Annotated in this window: 22 protein-coding genes and 1 pseudogene; 19 read left to right on the top strand and 4 right to left on the bottom strand. The window is 62.1% G+C overall.

The window, feature by feature from the left end:
- Positions 1-115: 115 nt before the first annotated feature.
- The 8 genes from SB659_RS05060 to SB659_RS05025 all read left to right on the top strand — a co-directional run bounded on the left by SB659_RS05060 (position 116) and on the right by SB659_RS05025 (position 8,129).
- Positions 116-988: a LysR family transcriptional regulator ArgP gene (locus SB659_RS05060; RefSeq protein ID WP_284980399.1), complete on the top strand. Its 873-nt coding sequence runs from the start codon at positions 116-118 to the stop codon at positions 986-988.
- Between the two features lie 85 nt (positions 989-1,073).
- Entirely contained in the window at positions 1,074-1,802 is a 729-nt protein-coding gene (locus SB659_RS05055) for a B3/4 domain-containing protein (protein WP_284980398.1), read from the top strand.
- Positions 1,803-1,857: 55 nt separating this feature from the next.
- Positions 1,858-2,814 carry an EamA family transporter gene (locus SB659_RS05050; protein WP_410549695.1) on the top strand — a complete coding sequence of 319 codons (957 nt, stop codon included), beginning with the start codon at positions 1,858-1,860 and terminating at the stop codon, positions 2,812-2,814.
- The gene (locus SB659_RS05045) at positions 2,811-3,107 is read left to right on the top strand and encodes a hypothetical protein (protein ID WP_284980396.1); all 297 of its coding nucleotides are present in this window, start codon (positions 2,811-2,813) and stop codon (positions 3,105-3,107) included. The genes SB659_RS05050 and SB659_RS05045 overlap by 4 nt, the downstream gene beginning before the upstream one ends.
- Positions 3,104-4,018: a pyridoxal 5'-phosphate synthase lyase subunit PdxS gene (gene pdxS, locus SB659_RS05040; RefSeq protein WP_410549694.1), complete on the top strand. Its 915-nt coding sequence runs from the start codon at positions 3,104-3,106 to the stop codon at positions 4,016-4,018. Before SB659_RS05045 ends, pdxS begins: the two co-directional genes overlap by 4 nt.
- Positions 4,019-4,301: 283 nt before the next feature.
- Positions 4,302-5,348 (top strand): homoserine dehydrogenase, encoded by a 1,047-nt coding sequence (locus SB659_RS05035; RefSeq protein WP_284980394.1) that lies wholly within the window; start codon positions 4,302-4,304, stop codon positions 5,346-5,348.
- Positions 5,341-6,756, top strand: a complete 1,416-nt coding sequence (locus tag SB659_RS05030; protein WP_410549693.1) for an aldehyde dehydrogenase family protein — start codon at positions 5,341-5,343, stop codon at positions 6,754-6,756. Before SB659_RS05035 ends, SB659_RS05030 begins: the two co-directional genes overlap by 8 nt.
- Entirely contained in the window at positions 6,753-8,129 is a 1,377-nt protein-coding gene (locus tag SB659_RS05025) for an aspartate ammonia-lyase (protein ID WP_410549692.1), read from the top strand. The genes SB659_RS05030 and SB659_RS05025 overlap by 4 nt, the downstream gene beginning before the upstream one ends.
- Positions 8,130-8,140: 11 nt before the next feature.
- On the opposite strand, the gene SB659_RS05020 is transcribed toward SB659_RS05025, so the two are convergent.
- Both SB659_RS05020 and SB659_RS05015 read right to left on the bottom strand, forming a co-directional pair.
- A complete protein-coding gene (locus SB659_RS05020) occupies positions 8,141-8,794 on the bottom strand; it encodes an Lrp/AsnC family transcriptional regulator (protein WP_410549691.1) in 654 nt (217 codons plus the stop codon).
- Positions 8,772-9,719, bottom strand: a complete 948-nt coding sequence (locus tag SB659_RS05015; protein ID WP_410549690.1) for a LysR family transcriptional regulator — start codon at positions 9,717-9,719, stop codon at positions 8,772-8,774. Before SB659_RS05015 ends, SB659_RS05020 begins: the two co-directional genes overlap by 23 nt.
- Before the next feature lie 372 nt (positions 9,720-10,091).
- Here SB659_RS05015 and SB659_RS05010 point away from each other — a divergent pair, with 372 nt between their 5' ends.
- The 6 genes from SB659_RS05010 (at position 10,092) to SB659_RS04985 (ending at position 15,072) form a co-directional block, all read left to right on the top strand.
- The gene (locus SB659_RS05010) at positions 10,092-11,432 is read left to right on the top strand and encodes an amino acid permease (protein WP_410549689.1); all 1,341 of its coding nucleotides are present in this window, start codon (positions 10,092-10,094) and stop codon (positions 11,430-11,432) included.
- 46 nt (positions 11,433-11,478) lie between these two features.
- Entirely contained in the window at positions 11,479-11,871 is a 393-nt protein-coding gene (locus tag SB659_RS05005) for a Rid family hydrolase (protein ID WP_284980388.1), read from the top strand.
- A gap of 131 nt (positions 11,872-12,002) precedes the next feature.
- Positions 12,003-12,605 (top strand): helix-turn-helix domain-containing protein, encoded by a 603-nt coding sequence (locus tag SB659_RS05000; protein ID WP_410549688.1) that lies wholly within the window; start codon positions 12,003-12,005, stop codon positions 12,603-12,605.
- On the top strand, positions 12,598-13,335 hold the full coding sequence (locus SB659_RS04995) for a B3/4 domain-containing protein (RefSeq protein WP_410549687.1): 738 nt from the start codon (positions 12,598-12,600) through the stop codon (positions 13,333-13,335). The genes SB659_RS05000 and SB659_RS04995 overlap by 8 nt, the downstream gene beginning before the upstream one ends.
- Before the next feature lie 16 nt (positions 13,336-13,351).
- Complete coding sequence (locus SB659_RS04990; RefSeq protein WP_410549686.1) at positions 13,352-13,822, top strand: Lrp/AsnC family transcriptional regulator; 471 nt, start codon at positions 13,352-13,354, stop codon at positions 13,820-13,822.
- A gap of 32 nt (positions 13,823-13,854) precedes the next feature.
- The gene (locus SB659_RS04985) at positions 13,855-15,072 is read left to right on the top strand and encodes a trans-sulfuration enzyme family protein (RefSeq protein ID WP_410549685.1); all 1,218 of its coding nucleotides are present in this window, start codon (positions 13,855-13,857) and stop codon (positions 15,070-15,072) included.
- A 411-nt stretch (positions 15,073-15,483) separates the two neighbouring features.
- On the opposite strand, the gene SB659_RS04980 is transcribed toward SB659_RS04985, so the two are convergent.
- Positions 15,484-16,746, bottom strand: a complete 1,263-nt coding sequence (locus tag SB659_RS04980) for an MFS transporter (RefSeq protein ID WP_284980383.1) — start codon at positions 16,744-16,746, stop codon at positions 15,484-15,486.
- A gap of 3 nt (positions 16,747-16,749) precedes the next feature.
- On the bottom strand, positions 16,750-17,637 hold the full coding sequence (locus SB659_RS04975; RefSeq protein ID WP_284980382.1) for a dihydrodipicolinate synthase family protein: 888 nt from the start codon (positions 17,635-17,637) through the stop codon (positions 16,750-16,752).
- Between the two features lie 184 nt (positions 17,638-17,821).
- Here SB659_RS04975 and SB659_RS04970 point away from each other — a divergent pair, with 184 nt between their 5' ends.
- The 5 genes and pseudogenes from SB659_RS04970 to SB659_RS04950 all read left to right on the top strand — a co-directional run.
- Positions 17,822-19,156, top strand: coding sequence for a PLP-dependent aminotransferase family protein (locus tag SB659_RS04970; RefSeq protein ID WP_410549684.1), 1,335 nt, complete (start codon positions 17,822-17,824; stop codon positions 19,154-19,156).
- A 159-nt stretch (positions 19,157-19,315) separates the two neighbouring features.
- Positions 19,316-19,630: a DMT family transporter gene (locus tag SB659_RS04965; protein ID WP_284980380.1), complete on the top strand. Its 315-nt coding sequence runs from the start codon at positions 19,316-19,318 to the stop codon at positions 19,628-19,630.
- Positions 19,631-20,008 carry a DMT family transporter gene (locus tag SB659_RS04960; protein WP_284980379.1) on the top strand — a complete coding sequence of 126 codons (378 nt, stop codon included), beginning with the start codon at positions 19,631-19,633 and terminating at the stop codon, positions 20,006-20,008.
- 221 nt (positions 20,009-20,229) lie between these two features.
- Positions 20,230-20,523, top strand: a complete 294-nt coding sequence (locus SB659_RS04955) for a transposase (protein WP_410549683.1) — start codon at positions 20,230-20,232, stop codon at positions 20,521-20,523.
- Positions 20,520-20,914 (top strand): annotated as a pseudogene (locus SB659_RS04950) (hypothetical protein); the annotation flags it as partial. The gene SB659_RS04955 and the pseudogene SB659_RS04950, both read left to right, overlap by 4 nt.

Below are 20,914 nucleotides of genomic sequence, written 5' to 3'. Positions count from 1 at the left end.
TATTTCGGGACCTGCACGCTGGTAAAACCACCATCACCCCGACCTTGGTGTGGACTGTTCGCGGCGGTCCACACCATAGCGGGCCAAAAAACCCTAGGTACCTTACGTTTACACCATGAACTTCGAACATTTGAAGGCACTGAGCGCCATCGTTGCCACCGGGTCTTTCGACGGCGCAGCGAACCTTCTGGGCATCACCCCGTCAGCTGTAAGTCAAAGGATGAAAGCCCTGGAGACCTCCGCAGGGCAGATTTTGGTGCGCCGCAGCCTACCGAGCAGCCCTACGGAGGCAGGGGCCATACTGCTGCGGACAGCCCGGCAGATCCAGACGCTTGAAGCAGACGCCCTCCAGTCCTTGGGGCAGGGGCCCGCCGGACGCGCCACCGCCTCAATCGCCGTCAACGCCGATTCACTGGCGACGTGGTTTATCCCGGTCCTGCACGAAGCGGCGACCTGGGCGGACACAGAGTTGGACTTGCACATCGAGGATCAGGACCACAGCAGCCGCTTACTCCGACAAGGGGATGTGCTTGGGGCCGTCACCACCGAGCCTAAACCGGTCGGTGGATGCCGTGCCGAACTGCTGGGAGTCATGCGCTATATCCCGGCCGCGTCGCCCGGGCTACTCAAACGCTACAAAACCGTAGATGGCATCAACTGGCCGGAAATGCCGATGCTTCGGTTCAGCGCCGATGACGACATGCAGCATCGTCTAATGCGTTCCCAAGGTGCCAAGCGCTTCCCCCCAACCCACACGATTCCCTCCTCCGAGGCATTCCTTGAGGCCGTCCGCGCCGGACTGGGGTGGGGCATGATCCCCGAACAGCAGCTTCAACACGGCACGCCCCGTAATGGACTTGTGGCTCTTCCGGGCGCCGCTCCCCACGACATCGCACTCTATTGGCAGTGCTGGTCACTGGCCTCACCACGGCTTGAACGGATCACGGCAGCGGTGCGATCTGCTGGCAGCCACCTGCGGCAAAGCTGACGCGCCCACTTTCATTATGCACTGATAGTGCAGTATGATGCCTTTATGAAAAGCATATATTTCGAGGCACTGACGGAGCCGGCCGATGTCTGAGCCCGGCCAACTCCAGAAGCTCGTCGACGCTGGCCACGTCGACCCTTCCATCTTTGAACTCCGGCCCGATTACCGGGCTGTGCTGCTGGCCGTTGATGGGCTGATACCAGGGGCAAGCAACGAGGCCAGCGAAGCGCTTCTGCAGAAAGCCGAGGCCTCTGCGCGTTCGGCGTTGCAGGAACAAAAAGTCGAGTCCCTCCCCCACGTTGCTGCGTGGCGTGCGGCCTATCAAGGCTTCGGCGCCAAACCGAACCGGACCCGGAACAGCCTCGAGGCCCTCCTGCGCCGAGCTGTCACAGGGCTACCCCGGGTGAACCGGCTGACCGACATCTACAATGCCATTTCGGTGCTCCACCAAATCCCGCTCGGGGGCGAAGACCTCTCCAAATACAGCGGGCCGCCCCGACTCATCCGCGCCACGGGCGAGGAACCTTTCGATACCGCGTCAAACGGAGAGACCGTCATCGAACACCCCGAACCCGGAGAGGTCATCTGGTGCGATGACGAAGGGGTTACCTGCAGACGCTGGAACTGGCGACAGGGCCGGCGGACGCAACTACAGGATGAGACCACCACGGCGTTGTTCATTCTGGATGCCCTAGACCCGGTGACCACCGACGCCCTTCAGGCAGCCACCGAGGACCTCGCGACACACCTCAGCAGTCTCGGCCCCGACATCACCATCACCGACCATCTCATCACCAAAACCACCCTGACGTGATCCTGCCTCCAAGGTCTCGTGTACGAAGTGGCTGCCCGACCGACGGGAACCAGCAATGACCACACCATTCAACAACCCGATCCCACCCTGGGCCCTGACCATTGCAGCCATGTTTTCCATCCAGCTCGGCTCCACCCTGTCAGCAGGATTGATGCCGACACTGGGACCCATCGGAACGGCCTGGCTGCGACTGAGCATGGGCGGCCTCATCGTGCTTCTGCTGGCCCGCCCGCCACTCAGGTCCCTGCGCCTTCGCGATGCCCCGGCCGTCCTCGGCCTGGGCATCGCCACCGGCGTCATGTCGGTGACGTTCCTCGCCGCCATGGAACGCCTTCCCCTGGGAACCGCGGTCGCCATCGAATTCCTCGGCCCCCTCAGTGTTGCCGCCCTTCGCGGCCGCGGAGTGCGTTCATTGGTCCTGCCGGCGACAGCGCTGGCTGGTGTCGTCTTGCTCACTGAACCCTGGGCAGGCCGGGTTGACCCGATCGGCGTCGGCTTTGCTGCCATCGGCGCGATCGGATGGGCCGCATATGTCCTGCTGACCCAAAAAGTCGGCGATCGGTTCAGCGGTATCGGTGCCCTCGCCCTGACCATCCCCATCGCTGCCGTGGTCGTGGCACCGTTCGGCGTGCCGCAGGCTTTCGGGCACATTACGTGGGAAATTGTGGCCGTAGCCGCCGGCCTGGCAGTGCTGATACCCGTCCTGCCCTACATTCTGGAAATGCGGGCGCTACGCCAAATGACCCACACTGCTTTCGGCACCCTCTTGGCGTTGGAACCGGCCATCGGCTTGCTGCTGGGCATGGTGGTGTTGGCGCAATCCCCCTCGGTCCTCCAACTCGTGGGCATTCTGCTGGTGGTCTTTGCAGGCGCGGCGGCTCAACACGGCGGTCGCCGCCACCCGCACCCACTTCCGACTAAGCCCAATGCCCAACCCGCGAACGACACGAAGGCAACGGGCAGCGATAGCACGCTTCAGACCCGGCAGGAAAACCGACAAGGACAGACATGAGAACACACGTTTCGGGCCTAACCCTCCCGCCGTCAGCCCTGGCAGCCCACCGTGAGGACGGCTTCGTCCCGCCTGCCAAGCTCTCAGACCTTGACCCGGGAACGCTCATCCGGGCCTTGCGGGACGGAGCGGTGTGCCATGCCGGCCCCGTCACCGATATCTCGTCCGAACAGGGCCTCCTGTGGATCTTTGACGAACAATCACGGACCCGCAAAATCATCGAGACCTACGAATTCACCGTCGTGGCGCGTCTGGAGACCGACAGCACCGAAGGGCCAAAGGAACAGATATGAGTACAACCCCTCCTAACCGCACCAGTTACCCCCAAACGGGCTCCAGCCGTGTGAAGCGCGGTATGGCCGAGATGCTCAAGGGCGGCGTCATCATGGACGTCGTTAACGTCGAGCAGGCCCGTATCGCTGAGGACGCCGGTGCTGTGGCGGTCATGGCGCTTGAGCGTGTCCCTGCCGATATCCGTGCCCAGGGCGGCGTGTCCCGCATGTCCGATCCGGACATGATCGATGCGATCATCGCTGCTGTGTCCATTCCGGTCATGGCGAAGGCCCGCATTGGTCACTTCGTCGAAGCGCAGGTTTTGCAGTCCCTCGGCGTCGATTACATCGACGAGTCCGAGGTCCTGACCCCGGCTGACTACGTCAACCACATCGACAAGTGGAACTTCACCGTTCCTTTCGTCTGTGGTGCCACGAACCTTGATGAGGCGTTGCGCCGCATCAACGAGGGTGCGGCGATGATCCGTTCCAAGGGTGAGGCCGGTACCGGGGATGTTTCCAACGCGACCGGTCACATGCGGAAGATCCGGGCGGAGATCGCGAAGCTGTCCTCCCTTCCCGAGGACGAGCTGTACGTTGCGGCCAAGGAACTCCAGGCCCCGTACGAGCTGGTGAAGGAAATCGCTGCCACGGGTAAGCTCCCGGTGGTTTTGTTCACCGCCGGTGGGATCGCGACCCCGGCTGATGCTGCGATGATGATGCAGCTCGGCGCTGATGGTGTGTTTGTTGGTTCGGGCATCTTCAAGTCCGGGAACCCGGCAGAGCGCGCCGCCGCCGTCGTCAAGGCCACCACGTTCTACGACGACCCCGATGTCATTGCCAAGGTCTCCCGCGGCCTGGGCGAAGCCATGGTCGGCATCAACGTCGACGACATCCCCCAGCCCCACCGCCTCGCAGAGCGCGGCTGGTAACAGGGACGCTTCCAGCGAGCAAAAGTACGACGCCGGCCGGTCACCTTGGTGACCGGCCGGCGTCGTCGTTTGTTGCTGTTTTCCGGACCTTAGCGGGGCCGGCGGGCTGCGTGCTCCCTGGCGAGGCGGGCGTAGTCGTCGTCGGGCGTGTGATCAAAGGGACCAAACTGCAGGCTGCTTTGGCCGTTTCGTCATGCTCGACGAGCGGTTTGCCTCTAGGGAACTGACACTGCCGGGACCGAGGCTTAGAGGACAGCAATTCCGCCCCATCTAGGAGAACAAAGTGACTACTTACAACCTGGCTCTGATCGGTTTCGGCGGCGTCAACCGCGCCTTGGCCGAATTGATCCGCGACGAGCCTCAGCGGTTCGCTTCCCTCGGATTCGAGCTCCGTGTCGTGGCCATCACCGACCTTGCTTTTGGCTCGCTTGTTCAGGGCGACGGGATCGATCTGGCCTCCGTCCTCGCAATGCCTCGAGGATCGTCCTTTGAGGGTCTCCCCGGTGGAAGCCAGGATCCCCTGAACGAAGACGTCATTAAGAACAGTCCGGCGGACATCGTCGTCGAAGCCACTTATACCAGCCCTATTGACGGGGAACCTGCCGTGTCACATGTGAAGTGGGCCCTTGAGTCGGGAAAGCATGTGGTGACCACCAACAAGGGTCCCGTCGCCTTGCACGGTCAGGAACTGGGCACAATCGCTGCTAACAACGGCGTCCGCTTCGAGTACGAGGGCGCCGTCATGAGCGGAACGCCCGTCATCCGCTTGGCACACAAGATGCTCGGAGGCCTGGAACTGAACGCCGTTCAAGGGATCCTGAACGGAACCAGCAACTATGTCCTTGGCCGGATGGAAGCCGGCCTGCGATTGGACGAAGCCATCTCCGAAGCCCAAGGTCTGGGTTACGCGGAGGCGGATCCCACGGCGGACATCGGTGGTTCCGATGTCCGGTTGAAAGTCGCCATTCTGGCCAACGAACTGCTCGGCGCAAACATCCGCCCAAGCGACGTGGAAACCACCGGAATCCAGGACATCAAGGGTGACGACGTCGCCCAAGCATTGGCGAACGGTTTTCGGTGGAAGCTGATCGGTGAAGTGCGACGTGAGGATGACGGCGGCATCGCCGCTACCGTCCAGCCCGTAGCATTGCCGGCCGACCACCCACTTGCTGGTATCTCGGGCGCCACCAATGCCGTGTCTTTCACCACCGACCTACTTGGCGCCGTGACGGTGTCCGGCCCGGGAGCCGGACGTGTCGAAACCGCCTACGCCCTCATTTCCGACATCATTGCCGTCGACGAATTCATCAAAGGAGCCGTCCGTGCCTGAAACAGCCATCGCCGAAACTACGAGCGAAACCACCACCAACGACCTGGTGGTTCGCAACAAATTTGACGGTACCGTTCTGGCCACTCTTTCCCAGTGCAGCGAGGCGGAGGCACGTGTCGAGCTGATCCGCGCCGCTGCCGCCGCTCCTGCAGCTGCCGCCATGCCCCGCCATGAGCGTGGCAGGATTCTGGACACCGCCGCAGACCTTTTGCAGCAGCGGTCGCAGAAGGTCGCCGAACTGATCGTCGCCGAGGCAGGAAAGACCATCAAGCAGGCCCGGAAAGAAGTCTCCCGCGCGGTGAACACCCTAAAGCTTTCGGCGGCGGAAACCCGTCGGAACGTCGGCGAAGTTATTCCGTTCGACTCCTTCGCCGGTTCGGAGAACCGTCAGGGATGGTTCACACGTGAACCGCTGGGGCTCATCGCAGCGATTACGCCCTACAACGACGCGTTGAACTTGGTAGCGCACAAGCTCGGACCGGCAATAGCCGGCGGCAACGCCGTCATCCTCAAGCCTTCCCAGCTGACGCCCTTGACCGCCATCCTCCTCGTGGACCTCCTTCGCGAAGCCGGCCTGCCCTCAGACTTCGTCACCGTTGTCCTGGGCGACCGCACGGTCGCGCAAACCATCATCTCCTCCAAGCTGGTTCGCATGGTCTCCTTCACCGGAGGATTCGCAACCGGACGAGCCATCGCCGCGAACGCCGGAATCAAACGACTGTCCATGGAACTTGGCGGCAACGCGCCCGTCATCGTTTTCGGTGACGCCGACATTCCAGCTGCCGTAGAGGCCAGCGTGTCCGGTTCGTTCTGGGCAGCCGGCCAGAACTGCATCGGCGCCCAGCGAATCCTTGTCCAGCGGGCAGTCTTCGACACCTTCCTGGATGCCTTTGTCACCCAAACTGCCTCCTTGAAAACCGGCGACCCTCGCAACGAACACACGGATGTCGGACCGATGATCAGCCACGACTCCGCCGCAGAAGCGAAACGGAAGATTGATGAGGCCGTATCGGCCGGGGCGCAACTGCTGACGGGAGGGACCCTGAACGGACCCGTCCTCACCCCCGCTGTGCTCACCGGGGTGCCCCGCACCTGCGAAGCCTGGAGCGAAGAACTGTTCGCACCGGTTGTCGTTATCGAACCCTTCGGCTCAGCCGAAGAAGCCATCGAACTGGCCAACGACAGCGAGTACGCGCTGCAGGCCGGAGTGTTCACCAAGGACCTCAGCCTCGCATTGCGGACCGCCAAAGCCATCGATGCCGGCGGGGTCATGATCAACGATTCTTCCGACTACCGACATGATGCGATGCCATTCGGCGGCTCGAAATACGGCAGCATGGGCCGGGAAGGCGTCCACTTCGCCTACGAGGAAATGACCCAACCCAAAGTCATTGCGATCGCTTCATGAGTGCAGGGGTCAGAATCGAACAGGACAGCCTGGGCTCTTTGGCCGTCCCCAAGTCCGCGCTGTGGGGCATCCACACTGAACGGGCGATCCTCAACTTCCCGATCAGCGGAATTCAGCTGGGAACCCACGGGCACCTGGTCCGTGCCCTCGCTGTTGTGAAGAAGGCCGCGGCGCTGACCAACGCCGAGCTCGGCTTGATTCCGGCCGAGATTGGCCAAGCAATCGCGTCGGCCTGCGACACGGTTGCGTCCGGCGAGGTCGACGACGCTTTCCCCGTGGACGTCATCCAGGGCGGGGCAGGAACCTCGACGAACATGAACGCCAATGAGGTCATCGCCAATCTGGCGCTGCAGTCATTGGGTCATCCCCGCGGGTCCTACGGAGTGGTCGACCCCATCGGGCACGTCAACAAATGCCAGTCCACCAATGATGTCTACCCGACAGCGGTGCGCTTGGCGCTCGTGTTTGCTTTGGAGGACCTTCTGGAGCGCCTGGCCCTGCTGTCAGCGGCATTCGCCGAGCGCGGCAAGGCGTTCGCGGCCATCCCCAAAGTCGGCCGGACCCAGTTGCAGGATGCTGTGCCCATGACGCTCGGGCAGGAGTTCACCGCCTTCGCCGTCACGCTCGAGGAGGACCAGCGCCGCCTGCGCGAGGCAGCAGCGCTGTTGCAGGAATGCAGTCTGGGTGCCACAGCGATCGGCACCGGCATCACCGCGGACCCGCGGTATGTGGAGCGCGTCATCGACAAACTTTCGGCGGTCAGCGGAGTCCAGCTGACCCGTGCCCACGATTTTGTTGAAGCAACCTGGGATACGGGAGCGTTCATGACGTTCTCCGGGGCACTCAAACGCACCGCGATCAAGCTCTCCAAAATCTGCAGTGACCTGCGCCTGCTCTCCAGCGGACCCCAAACGGGTCTCGCTGAGATTCATCTGCCCCCGCGGCAGGCGGGCTCCTCCATCATGCCCGGCAAGGTCAACCCGGTCATCCCCGAGGTCATCAATCAGATCGCATTCTTTGTCGCCGGCGCCGACGTCACTGTCACCATGGCAGCTGACAACGGACAGCTTCAGCTGAACGCGTTCGAGCCGGTCATCGCCCACGCGTTACTGCAGTCGCTGAGTTGGCTGACCAACGGCTGCGACGTCCTGCGCGAGCTGTGTGTGACCGGCATCGAAGCAAACGAGGCGTTGCTTCGGTCCAGGGCACGGGCGTCCACGGCGCAGGCCACAGCGCTGCTGCCAATCCTGGGGTACGCGGCGACGGCCGACGTCGCCCATAGGGCCCTTGCCTCGGGGCAGAGTGTCATCGACATTGCTGTTAGTGAGGGCCTGTTGCTGCCCGAGCAGGTCGAGGCCCTGATGAACGCCTGATCATCAGGGCATCAAGCTCGTCGGAGCGGACGGACAGGACAGCAAGTGATGATTGGCACTGAGCTTCTTCCTGGACCTGCACTTCCGCCCCGGCGCCGCCGAAAGCGTGGTCGCCTCTTCCTGCCCTGACCCGCCCCAAGCAAATCCGGCGTTGCGGACATACTCGTTTCCGCAACGCCGGATTCTTTAAACCTCTGAAGGGGAAGACCCTCAGCGGGGCACCTGCCTGTCAATCGCGGTCGAAGGGACACTGCGGTGGTGATGTCACGGACTCCAGGAAGCTCCGAGACCTGACTCCAGATCTCTTGGATCCTGGCGGCGTCCGGCGCCTCCACTCTGACGATGAGATCAAGCTCGCCGCTGACCACATCGCAGGTGATGATTTCCGGGATGGCACGCAAACCCGCAATGACATCACTGCCCCGCATACGGTCATGTCGCTGAATCAGCAGCACGGCATTGACGGTGGGGATCCCGTCTCGTGCTGATTCCTTGATGGTGTAGCCGCTGATGTCGCCGTCCCGCTCCAACCGCTCGATTCGCTGCCGGACCGCGTTACGGGACAGCAGTACCTTTTCCCCCAGCTGGGCCAAGCTGATGCGGGCATTGCGCCGAAGCTCGGCCAGAATATGCGCATCTATCTCATGATGCGGACTCTTCGGCACTGGGGCTCCTGACTGAAGGGGGTTCAACATGTGATTGGGCGATCTCCCGCAGAGCATCGATGACGACTGCTACTGCTCTGTGGACGACCCTCTCGGGCCTGATCAGCATGTCCACATGGCGAACCGTTTCCAGACCCTGGAGAGGCCGCAGAACAACGTCCTGGGAAGCTGGAATCCGAACCGTATGCCGGGGCAGTAACGCCAGATGACCGCCTTCGGAGACCATGGCAGCGGCAGTGCTGAAGTCATTGATCCGGTGCACCACCCGCATCGGATGCCCCGCCGCCGCGGCTACGGCGTCCAGCATGTCAGCCGGCGAAAACCCTGTGTGAGTGGAAATCCAGGTTGTCCCTACAAGGTCTGAGGGCTTGAGCGTCTTCTTCATGGCCAGATCGTGGGACGAGTGCATGGCCACGTCCATGGGTTCGCGCAACAGTGAGAGCACTGCGAGCCTGTCCCGGGGCCACGGAGGTGTGTGGCTCATCCTGTGCCCAATCACAATGTCATAGCTGGCCGTCAAGGCCGGAAACGACAGGCGGTCCACATCTTCATCGACGCATTCAACCACTGGGAATCCTTCCGTATTTTCCAATGCCGCTATATCCGGAAAGAACGTCATGGCGGCGCTATGGAAGGCACTGACGTGCACCGTCCTGTCGATGCCGCCAACGAACTCATCCACGGTTGCCTCCGCCCGGGTGATCGCTTCCGAGACGGCGATGGCTGCGACAGCGAGAGCCTGCCCCGCGTCCGTGAGCTCCACGGAGCGTCCACGCTTCTGGGTCAACGGTGCCTTGAATTTGCGCTGAAGGGCGCCGAGGGATTGCGAAACTGCGGACGGACTAACCCCAAGGGCGCGGGCTGTAGCGGCCACACTGCCATGATCACCGAGTTCACGCAAGACGCTGAGCTGATACGGATCCATAAGGGTTACCTTAATCATTGATTGGCATATATGCCATTGGTGCGGTGCATAATCGTATCTATCATTGACACAGGTCACAGCCGTACGCCCCATCTGGCGCGCTGCGTGACGAACCCCGGCGGGGTGCTACAGCGCCAATTTGGTCCCCCCGTTTCATAACTTGTCTTTGCCGATCTCCGGTCATGAGCAGGAGTCTCTCCTTCCCGTGACCGTCCTGCCTTGCGCCACGGACGCCGTGGAGGCAGGCCGCTTGACCTCTGGTCAGGCCATAACGCTAGGAACTTTCAGATGTCTTCACTTAGCCACGTTCTCTTTCGCAGAACGACACCAGGAACACAGCAATCCACGGAGCAGCCGGCGCTGAACCGGAGCATGGGCACATTCCAGCTGTCCATGCTGGGCATCGGCGCCACCGTGGGAACCGGTATCTTCATCGTCTTCTCCCAAGCCGTCCCCGTTGCCGGCCCGGCTGTAATCTGGTCCTTCGTGATCGCCGCCGTCGTGGCCGGACTCACTGCCCTCTGCTACGCAGAGATGGCCAGCGCCATCCCCGCATCCGGCTCGTCCTATTCCTACGCCTACGCGACACTAGGCGAATTCCCGGCCCTCGCCGTCGGCGCCTGCCTCCTGCTGGAATACGGCGTCTCTGGGGCAGCTGTTGCCGTTGGTTGGTCCGAGTACCTTAACCAGGCTCTGGAGAATGTATTTGGAGTCCGCATCCCCGAGGCTTTGTCCAGTGCACCCGAAGCCGGCGGCGTTGTGAACCTGCCTGCGATCGCCTTGGTTGCCATGTGCACGCTGCTGCTGGTGCGCGGAGTGAGAGAGTCCGCAAAGGCCAACGCAGTGATGGTGATGATCAAGTTGGCCGTGCTGGTCATGTTCATAGTGATTGGGGTGACGGGGTGGAACCAGGACCACTTCTCCAACTTCGCACCGATGGGCATAGCCGGCATCACCGGGGCTGCCGGCATCATCTTTTTCTCCTACATCGGGCTGGACGCGGTCTCCACTGCAGGCAACGAAGCAAAGAACCCGTCCCGTACCATGCCCCTGGCAATCCTTATCACCCTTGGTGTCGTCACGGCGCTGTATATCGCAGTCGCCGTAGTGGCCATCGGAGCCCAAGAAACCCGAGCCTTTGAAGGGCAGGAAGCCGGGTTGGCGGCGATCCTGCAGACCGTCACAAACGCCAGCTGGCCCGGCACCGTACTGGCCTTGGCGGCCATCGTCTCAATTTTCAGCGTGACCTTGGTTGTGCTGTATGGCCAGACCCGCATCTTTTTTGCGATGAGCACCGACGGGCTCGTACCGCCAGTGTTCTCCCGCGTCAACGCCCGCACCCGGACGCCCATGGCCGGCACGTTCATCACCGGTTCTGCGGTCGCTGTGCTCGCAGGCTTGCTCCCTATCAGCTTCCTTGCCGAAATGACGAGCATCGGCACTTTGGTCGCGTTCATCGTGGTGGCCCTGGCCGTCATCATCCTACGTGCCCAGTACCCGGACCAGCCCGCTCCGTTCAAGGTCCCGCTGTACCCGGTCGTACCGATTCTCGCCATCTTAGGGTGTCTGTGGATCATCAAGGATCTTCGGCCGGTCACGTTGATCGCGTTCGTCGCATGGCTCCTGCTGGCCACGGCGTTCTACTTCACCTACTCCATCCGCCACTCCCGACTTCGGCCGGAGCCGGTGAAAGAACCACTCCCCGTTCCGTAGGGCGCGCCACACGAACTGGCCACCACCAAGCAAGGGAAAGACGAACATGTCCGTCAACCGCGTCATCGAAGCACCCAACGCCCCGGCGCCGGTCGGCTCCTACAGCCAGGCCAAACAGATCGGCCGTTTCCTTCAAGTCTCCGGTCAGATCCCCATCGACCCTCAAACGGGCGGCATTCTCCGGGGCAGCGTCACCGAGCAGGTGTCGCAGGTTCTTGCCCAGATTGGCACGATTCTGGCCCACGCCGCTGCCGGCTGGTCCGACGTGCTGATCAGCCGCGTTTATCTCTCCACTGATCAGGACTTTGACGAGTTCGATGCCGCTTACGGCCGGCATGTACCCGAACCGTACCCGCCCCGGGTGACCGTTGGGGCCGAATTAGCGCCCGGTGTCCTCGTGGAGATCGAGGTGCTGGCCGTCCTCCCGGACGCTGCATGACCTGCTTCACCTGATTGGACGGACGAAAGTGAGCCGCCACCGCGACATCGCAGTGGCGGCTCATGCGTTTCATGCACTGTATTCGAAAAACTGCCTTGAAAAATGCACTGGAAGTGCAGTATGCTGCATTCATGGATGAAAACATCGCAACCCTGGCCTCGGCCATCGGGGTAAGGGTCAAGCAGGAGCGTCAAGCACGCCGATGGACCCTGGACCAACTCGCCGAAGCAGCCGGTGTAAGCCGACGCATGCTCGTCAACGTGGAACAGGCGACGATGAACCCCAGCGTCGGCACGCTGTTGCGGATCAGTGACGCCCTCGGAGTCGGGCTCCCGGATCTGGTCCAGTCCCCCGAACCAAAAGCCGTGAAAGTGACCCGCAAGGGCGAAGGCGCCGTGCTGTGGAGCAGCGATTCAGGCGGACGCGGCGTTCTCGTCGCCGGAACCGAACCGCCGGAAGTAGTTGAACTATGGGATTGGACGCTCGGCCCCGGCGACCAGCACACCAGCGAGGCGCATACGCCCGGCACGAAAGAGCTGTTGCAGGTTCAACACGGAACGGTCAGGGTTGTCGCGGGGGAACAGACAGTAATTCTGGAAGTTGGCGACTCGGTCACCTTCCCTGGTGACATAGCCCATTCGTACGCGAACGACAGCACCAAGGCAGCACGGTTTTCCCTCGCCGTGTTTGAGCGCGGCGTCGGGTCAGGGCATCGGGAGACCGGCAATGCATAACAGCCAAACTCTTCAGGAACTCCTCAACGAAGCACACGTCGCTCCCGACGTCTTCGAGCTTCGACCGGACTACCGGGGTCTGCTGATTGCCGTCGACGGGCTTGTCCCGGAACCCAGCGATGAAGCCGGCAACGCCTTACTGGAACAGGCCGAAGCTGCTGCCCGGGCCGCACTGAACCAGCAGAAAGTCGAACACCTCCCGCACGTTGCTGCGTGGCGGGCGGCTTATCAGTCTTTCGGAGCCAAGCCCAACCGCACCCGCAACAGCCTCGAAGCCCTGGTCCGCCGCGCGGATGCAGGACTCCCCCGGGTCAACAGGCTCACCGACCTTTACAAGGCAATCTCAGTGCTGCACCAGATTCCGCTCGGCGGCGAGGACCTCGCCAGCTACCGCGGAGCACCCCGGCTGATCCGTGCAACGGGCCATGAACCCTTCGACACTGTGGCCAGCGGGGAACCAATCGTCGAATACCCGGACGCAGGTGAAGTTGTCTGGTGCGACGACGGTGGTGTCACCTGCCGCCGCTGGAACTGGCGCCAAGGCCGCCGCACGCAACTGCGCGACGACACGACCTCTGCGTTGTTCATTCTCGATGCCCTCGAACCGATGACCACCGAAGCTCTGCTTGCCGCCGGCAAGGACCTCACAGAGCACCTGCTCCTGCTTGGACCGCAAGTCGTCGCCGCTCAGCAACTGGTTCAGTCCGACGGCCACCAGCCAGGACAGTAATCCGAGCGCGGACGCTGTGAACCTACCTGCGTTGGACCCCACGGACCTGAAGATCCTGGACATTCTCCAGGACGAAGGCAGGCTGCCGAGCGCAACCATCGCCCTGCGTACCGGCCTGACTGAAAGCCAGTGCTCTGAACGGATCTTCAGGCTCGAGCGGGACGGGCACATCGCCGGGTACACGATCATCCGCAACTATCCCGATCCGGCCACGAGACCCATATCGGCCATCATCAGAATCGTGCAGGTGTCCGGACGCACCGGGCACGACCTGCAACGCAGCATGGAATCCATCCCGGAAATCACCACGGCTGACCTCATGGACAACGACCACACGGTGCTCCTGAGGCTCCAGATCCCTGACCTTGAACGGCTAGAGAAGATCAGCGCCTTTTTCAAGGTTCAGTCGGCGGTCCTGGCCCTCGACGTGTCAACAACCCAACCCCTTTACTGTCATCGCCCGGCGCCTCAAACCATTGGCAGCTGACGATGACACCCATCCGAAAGGAAACACCAGCAATGAAGCGAAACCCAGATAAGCACATTCGTGACTCCGTCCATGACTACACTTGGGCGGTCCATGGTGGAAACAACATCGACAAGGGCACCGGAGCCCTCCGCACCCCGCTGATCATGGCCAACTCCTACCTGCTGCCCGAGGACCCCTCCGACATGGACTGGTCGAGTGTAGACGACGGATTGGTCTATAACAGGACTTCCGGGGCGAACTCGGTGGCGCTCGAAACGAAGCTCGCAGCCATGGAGGGCGCCGAAGCCGCCGCCGTCTTCGCCACAGGTGTGGCGGCACTGCACGGAATCTTCTTCAGCCTCCTCAAGGTCGGCGACCACGTCGTGGTTTCCAATGTCACCTACGAAGCCGTCTACCGCCTATTCGGTGAGCTCCTCCCCGAGAAATACGGCATCGAAGTCACCTTCGTGGACGTGGCAGACCTTGAAGCTGTCCAGGCCGCTGTGCGCCCCAACACGAAACTCATCCACGCCGAAACGATCGCCAATCCGACCACCAAGGTCGCCAACGTTGCAGCACTCTCGCGGATTGCCAAGGATGCGGGTGTCTTGTTCAGCATCGATGCCACCTTCACGCCGGCCCCGTTCTACCGGGCCCTCGATGACGGGGCCGATCTGGTCGTCCACTCGCTGACCAAGTACATTAACGGCCATGGCGACGCCATGGGCGGGGTGGTCGCCGGACGCCGCGAGCTCATCCAGCACATCAAGCACGAAGCCGTTGTCGAGGTGGGCGGTGTGATCTCGCCCTTCAACGCTTGGATGATCATGCGTGGTTCCGTCACACTGCCGTTGCGACTCAAGCAGCACTTCTCGAGCGCCGAGAAAGTAGCCGCAGTCCTGGAATCAGACCCACGGGTCGCCTACGTCCTCTACCCGGGCCTTGCATCCCATCCGCAGCACGAAACCGCCGCCAAGCAATTCGGCGGTCGTGGCTATGGGGGTGTCCTCGCCTTCGCCGTCGACGGTGACTCCGACACCCAGAACCGATTCGTCAACAACCTGCAGGTCATTACTTCTGCAGTGTCCCTTGGCCATGATGAATCTCTGATCGTCCATGTTGGCCCGGACGCACGCGGAGGCTCGGAAAACTACCCGGCGTCGTTCCACAAGTACGGCCACATGCGCCTGTCGATCGGCCTCGAGGACTCCGAAGACCTCGTGGATGACATCCTCAACGCCCTGGATAAGACGTTCCCCGGGCAGTAAATATCGCTGCACGTACGAGTCTGGGACGGGCACTTGATAAGGCCCCGTCCCAGGCTTTGTCGTCATTACCTTCACCCTGCCGGACATCAGGCAGGACCCCATTCGCGTGCATGAAAGCACTCATGGCTGAACCTGAGCACATCACCATCGGCCCAACGTCCTCTACGTCGGTACCCATGTCATGCTGGTGGGCACACAGACCGGTGACGGATCAAGGAATATTTCCCCCGCCTCTTCGTATTGGGCGCTGGAAAATATGCTCAGGCGAGCTGGGCTGACAAGCCTCACCCAGCTCTCCTAACCTGCCTGGTAGCCCGCGCGGAGTGGCCCACACACCGAAGAGCCCGCCAAACTGCCGCAGCAACTGTTGTGGGCCGTTTGGCGGGCTGGGAGTGCTCCCCTGTCCTGGTGCTACATGGTGAATTTCGGCGGGCTCCTGTGCTCGCGATGACGGTCAAGGACCGATGCCGCCGAGGCAACAGCTATCAGTCCGGCTGCGAGGAACAACGGCAGCTGGATTGCCAGCTCAACGATGCCCCCTGCCAAGGCTGTGCCAGCGGAGCCCGCAGTGATTTTCAAGGCTCCAATCCAAACGAACACCTGACCGCGCACCGCTGCTGGCGCGTATTCACTACGGGCTGCCAAGGTAGCTGCAAAGAAGTAAGAGTTGAGGGTACCGGCCAGGAAGTATGCCGCAACAGCTACAGGAAACACCCCAGCGACGGCGGCCCCGCACAGGGCAGCCCCCACGGCTGCTCCCAGCCAAGTCATCAAAGGGTCCGCGTCGGTTCGCATGGGGCGGATCATCACGCCGGCAGAACCCATAACGCCGCCAAGCCCGTAAGCTGCCGTCAGAATACCCGCTGCAGCAGGTTCCACACGCAGTTCACCTGTCGATGCAACCGCAGTGATTGGCAGTGCCGCCACCGACAGGGCGACGACGACGGTCAGGTAGAGCGTACGGCGCAGCGGGCCGTTCGAGACCATCATCAGCAAAGTCTTGCTCGGGCGGGGGATCTCCGAGGGGGCGGCCGCAGGAGGCGAATACGGCAAAAGCCTGACTATTGTGGCCGCGGCGAAGGTCGATCCGGCAAGGATCAAGGCTGCCACTGCAGGATCCGCCCACGCGGAGACGGCCGCAACCAACGACGGCCCGATCGTGCCTCCGATGCCATACGTGGCAACATCCCACCCCTGCGCACGACGCTGACTGCTCCTGTCACCTCCGGCAATCGCGGCCAAGCGGCTGCTGATACCGCCTGTTAAGAGGGGACCAACCAGCCCGGAAGCTATGAGCAGCAAGGCAGGGATGATCGGCCACGTGACCGAATACAGAAGAACGGCGGCCGCCAGCGTCACACCGTGTGCCACGCATGCCATGGCGATCACCGTGCGGCCGTCACGAGCCGTGTCCAGACGCCTGGCGATGAGGGGACCGAAGAGATGCGGAGCGGTGATGCAGGCACCGAGCATACCGGCAAGCCAGCCAGGGGCTCCGCTGGTTGTCACGAGCAGGACGATTGCGACGACGGCACCCCCGTCGGCGCTCCGGGCCAGCGTGGCGGCCAGGACATAACGGGCAAGCCCTCCTCGAGTAGTGGGCCTCTCCGAAACCTGGTCAAGCTGTATGCTGCCGTCGGGAGGGCTTACGACTCTCCGTGGAGAAACCGGCATGGGTCAGGCCTCCAACCCTACGGCGCTGATAGCCTCACCCAGCTTGCTTCGGCCTTCGCTGTCCAGCCCCTGCAGTGGACGCGGCAGCGCCCCTGACGGAATCAAACCGAGATCCTCGGCGAGGGCCGCAGTGACACGGAGGCTGCCATAGGTGCGGAAAAGCGACCACAACGGTTCCAGCTCGGCGGATGCTTCAAGCGCCAGGTCTCGGCGCCCACCCAAGGCATGATCGGCGATGATCCTGGCCTGATGCGGAAGCACCCCTGCGATGACCGAATACCAGAGGTCACTACCGGCAAGCAGGGCTTCGGCCGCCACCCAGTCCCCGCTGATGCCCACCGACGTTCCTTCCGGCAGGCCGGAGCGAAGCTTTTCCAGCCGGCTAGCCATCACGTCCGCGCCGGGCGGCGGAATCTTGATTGACGCGATTCCGGGGATCCGGGCGATACGGCCGTGCAGGTCATCAGTGAATGTGAAGCCGGTGGTGCCGGGGTTGTCGTAAACGACGATGGGAAGGGATGATTCGGCGGCAACGTCTTCGTACAGGCCAAAGACTTCCGCTTCGGTCAGGCGCTGGTAGGACACTGGGGCAAGCAGCAAGGCCGAGACGCCGGCGATATGGGCATCCTCTGCCAGCACAAGCACGTCCCGGGTTCGAAGTGCCCCGACGCCGGCGAGAACCGGAACGCCGTCGGCCGCACCCACTGCCGTCTCCAGGACGGCCCTGCGTTCGTCGCGCGCCAGGTAGGCGTAGTTGCCCGTTGAGCCAAGTACACCCAGGGAGTCCACTCCGGCCTGGGCCGCGCGGTTGACCAGCTTGGCAACGGCGTCAAGGTCGACGTTTTCGCCGTTCATGGGTGACAGAGGAAATGCACTAAGGCCGGTGAACAAGGAATTCCTGCTTTCATTTGGTTTGCGGGTCCCCTCAGCGGAGCGGAGATGGCTACATGTTCATGCTTCCAAATCGCTTGGACCTACACTAGGTCCAAGAAACACAGATTTCGGAGGTCCAATGAGTGAAGCCGAATTACCTATCGCACTGAACAGGCAGAGCCCAGTCTCGCTGAGTGCTCAAGTGGCCAGTCAACTGCGCGACGCAATCCTGACCGGACTACTTGGGCCAGAGCACACTCTTCCCGCAACCCGCCGGCTCGCCACGGACTTGGGCATATCTCGAGGTGTTGTGGTGCGCGCGTTCGAGCAATTGTCCGGAGAAGGGTTCCTGGAAAGCAACGGAGCAGGCGGGACGAAAGTGGCGGTGCGCCCGGACCTTCAAACACTCCCCCGCCAGGAGATAAAACCATGCAGCAGCTCGACAAACCAAGACGTTATTGATCTGACTCCAGGCAGGCCATCCGGGGCGCCCTTCAAGGACCGAGAATGGCGAGGCGCCTGGAAGGCCGCCTTGTCAGAGGAGGGAAACACTCAGCTCCCGCCGGCACTGGGAACATGGGCACTCAGGGATGCGGTCGCCCGGCACCTGGCCGTATCCCGGGGGCTCTCGGTCGACCCCCAGAACATCATCATCACCGCGGGCACCAGTGATGCCCTGCATTTGGTTGTAGCTATGCTCCGAGGAAAGCGCGACCATCCGCACGTTCTTGTTGAGGATCCTGGCTACCCCACGGCGCGCCGTGTTCTGACAGCAGCCGGAGCTCAACTCGTAACGGTCCCCGTGGATGAAGACGGTCTCAAAAGTTCACAACTGGCGGCACTAAAGGACATTCCGGATGCAGTGCTGGTGACTCCCAGCCACCAATACCCACTGGGTGGCAGGATGGCCGTTCGGGAAAGGCTGGGGCTGCTGAAATGGGCCGGCCAGCACGGTGTTCTAATCCTGGAAGATGACTACGACAGCGAATTCCGGCACGCCCGAATGCCTCTTCCCGCTGTCGCTTCCCTTCCCAGCACCGCCGAGGTGGTGCTGGTGGGAACTTTCTCGAAGAACCTGAGCCCTTCGCTGCGCTGCGGTTACCTGGCAGTCCGGGGGGATGCCGGGCGGCGGCTCAAAGCAGCCCGCGAAGCCCTCGACACCCCGGTGGCAGGAATACTGCAATCAGCCCTTGCCCACTACATTAACGGCGGTGGACTCTCCAGGCACATCACCCGTGCCCGCAGGGAGTACTCCCACCGGCGCTCCCTGCTCATAGATCGCCTGGGTTCCCGGGGTGACCTTGATCTAGCAGCGCTCGATGGCGGATTGCACGCAGTCATCCGTTTCGAACGACCCGATTCGGCGGACCTGGCAGCGAATGCGCTGAAGTTGGGAGTCCGCGTAATTCCTTTGGCCTCGTACTACGCCGACCGTGCACCCATGAACGGTCTGGTCATCGGGTACGGAGCAGTCAGCGACCTTAAATTGGTTCGGGCGCTGAACATCCTTGGGCCACTCATGGATGGCACAACGTAGCAACAACGTGGCGCGGGAGCAGCACCGATCCAAACAAGACGACATCCAAGGACTAAACTGCTAGTGCACTCCACTGCCCTGATAGTGCATAATGGAGTTCCTGGCGCGCAATACCAAGAGCTTCGCGCCTCCCAAAGTTCACCACAGCAAGGACAAACAATGGCGTGGCTTGTACTAATCCTCTCCGGCGTGCTCGAAGCAGTCTGGGCGACAGCACTTGGAGCATCCAACGGCTTCAAGCGGAAAATCCCGACGTTCATCTTCATCGCTTCCATGGGCATCAGCATGGCTGGCCTGGCCTACGCGATGACCGAGCTTCCCACAGGCACTTCCTACGCCGTCTGGGTGGGTATCGGCGCAGTCCTGACCGCTGTGCTTGCTGTCCTGCGAAAGCAGGAGCGACTTTCCGTGGCACGCACCGCGCTCCTGACAGCCCTGATTGGATGCGTCATTGGTCTGAAGGCGGTCAGCTAAATGCACTGGATTGTGATTCTTGCCAGCGCTGTACTCGAAGCCGTGTGGGCAACGGCCCTTGGACAAAGCGAAGGTTTCACGGCACCATTGCCAACAACCGTTTTCATATTGGGTCTAGTTTTCAGCATGCTCGGATTAGGGTATGCAGCCAAGAAAATACCGATGAGCACGGCCTACGCAGTGTGGACGGGCACCGGCGCTGCCCTCACCGTCACATGGGCCATGATCATCGGCAACGAGACGCCCACCATTCTGCGCATATTCTTCCTCGCGGGAATCGTTGCCTGCGTTATCGGACTGAAACTGGTTCCAGCGGCGCCGACGGCTCTCCCGGACGAGAATGAGGACGCCGTTACCGTTCCTCGGTCCCTGCCCTAGGCTGAAGTCCCGCCTGTCATCGTCTCGAATATCGGCAATAAGCCGTGGGAGCGAAAAGGGCTACAGTGCTTCCGGTCCCATGGGAAGGGCGATGATCAGGAGCGAATGCTAGGTGTGGAGCCTTCATCCGTCCCCGCAGTGCTGATTCAACGGGTCTGCTGCACGGATAGGTGACATCTGTTGTGCCTAGTCAACGGGACTGGGCTGGAAGGATGTCTACTATGACCAAGCCGTACCCGAAGGAATTCCGGGATGATGTTGTCCGGGTCGCGTTGAATCGCGAGCCCGGGGTTGAGCTGGCCCAGATCGCGAAGGATTTCGGGGTCCATTTCACGACGTTGTACGGGTGGATGGAGAAGGCCGAGGTTGAGGCGGGGAACCGTCCGGGGATCACGGGTGAGCAAGCCGCGGAACTCGCGGCCGCGAAGCGGCGGATCAGGACGTTGGAGCAGGAAGTTGAGGTTCTGCGCCGGGCAGCGGCATATTTCTCCCAGGCTCATCTGCCGGGAAAATGAGCTACCCGCTCGTCCAAGACCTAGCCGCTGACGGTATTCCCGTCACGGTGACGTGCCGGGTGCTGAAGATCGCCCGCCAGCCCTACTACCGCTGGCTGGCCACCCCGGTTACCGACGCCGAGTACGAACAGGCCCACCGGGCCAATGCTTTGTTCGATGCCCACCGGGACGACCCCGAGTTCGGGTACCGATTCCTGGTCGATGAAGCCCGCACCTCGGGTGAGCCGATGTCTGAGCGGACCGCGTGGCGGATCTGTGCGGACAACGGCTGGTGGTCGGTCTTTGGGAAGAAACGCGGCAAATCCAAGAAGGCTGGCCCTCCGGTCCACGATGACCTGTGCGCGGTGACCGACAGCAAGGGCCGAACCCGGCACGAATTCACCGCCGAGGG

Origin of the sequence: Arthrobacter sp. SIMBA_036, from assembly GCF_046535135.1 — a bacterium.
Classification (GTDB): Bacteria; Actinomycetota; Actinomycetes; order Actinomycetales; family Micrococcaceae; genus Arthrobacter.
Note: the sequence above shows the minus strand (reverse complement) of the source record. Positions and strands in the feature narration are given on the sequence as shown.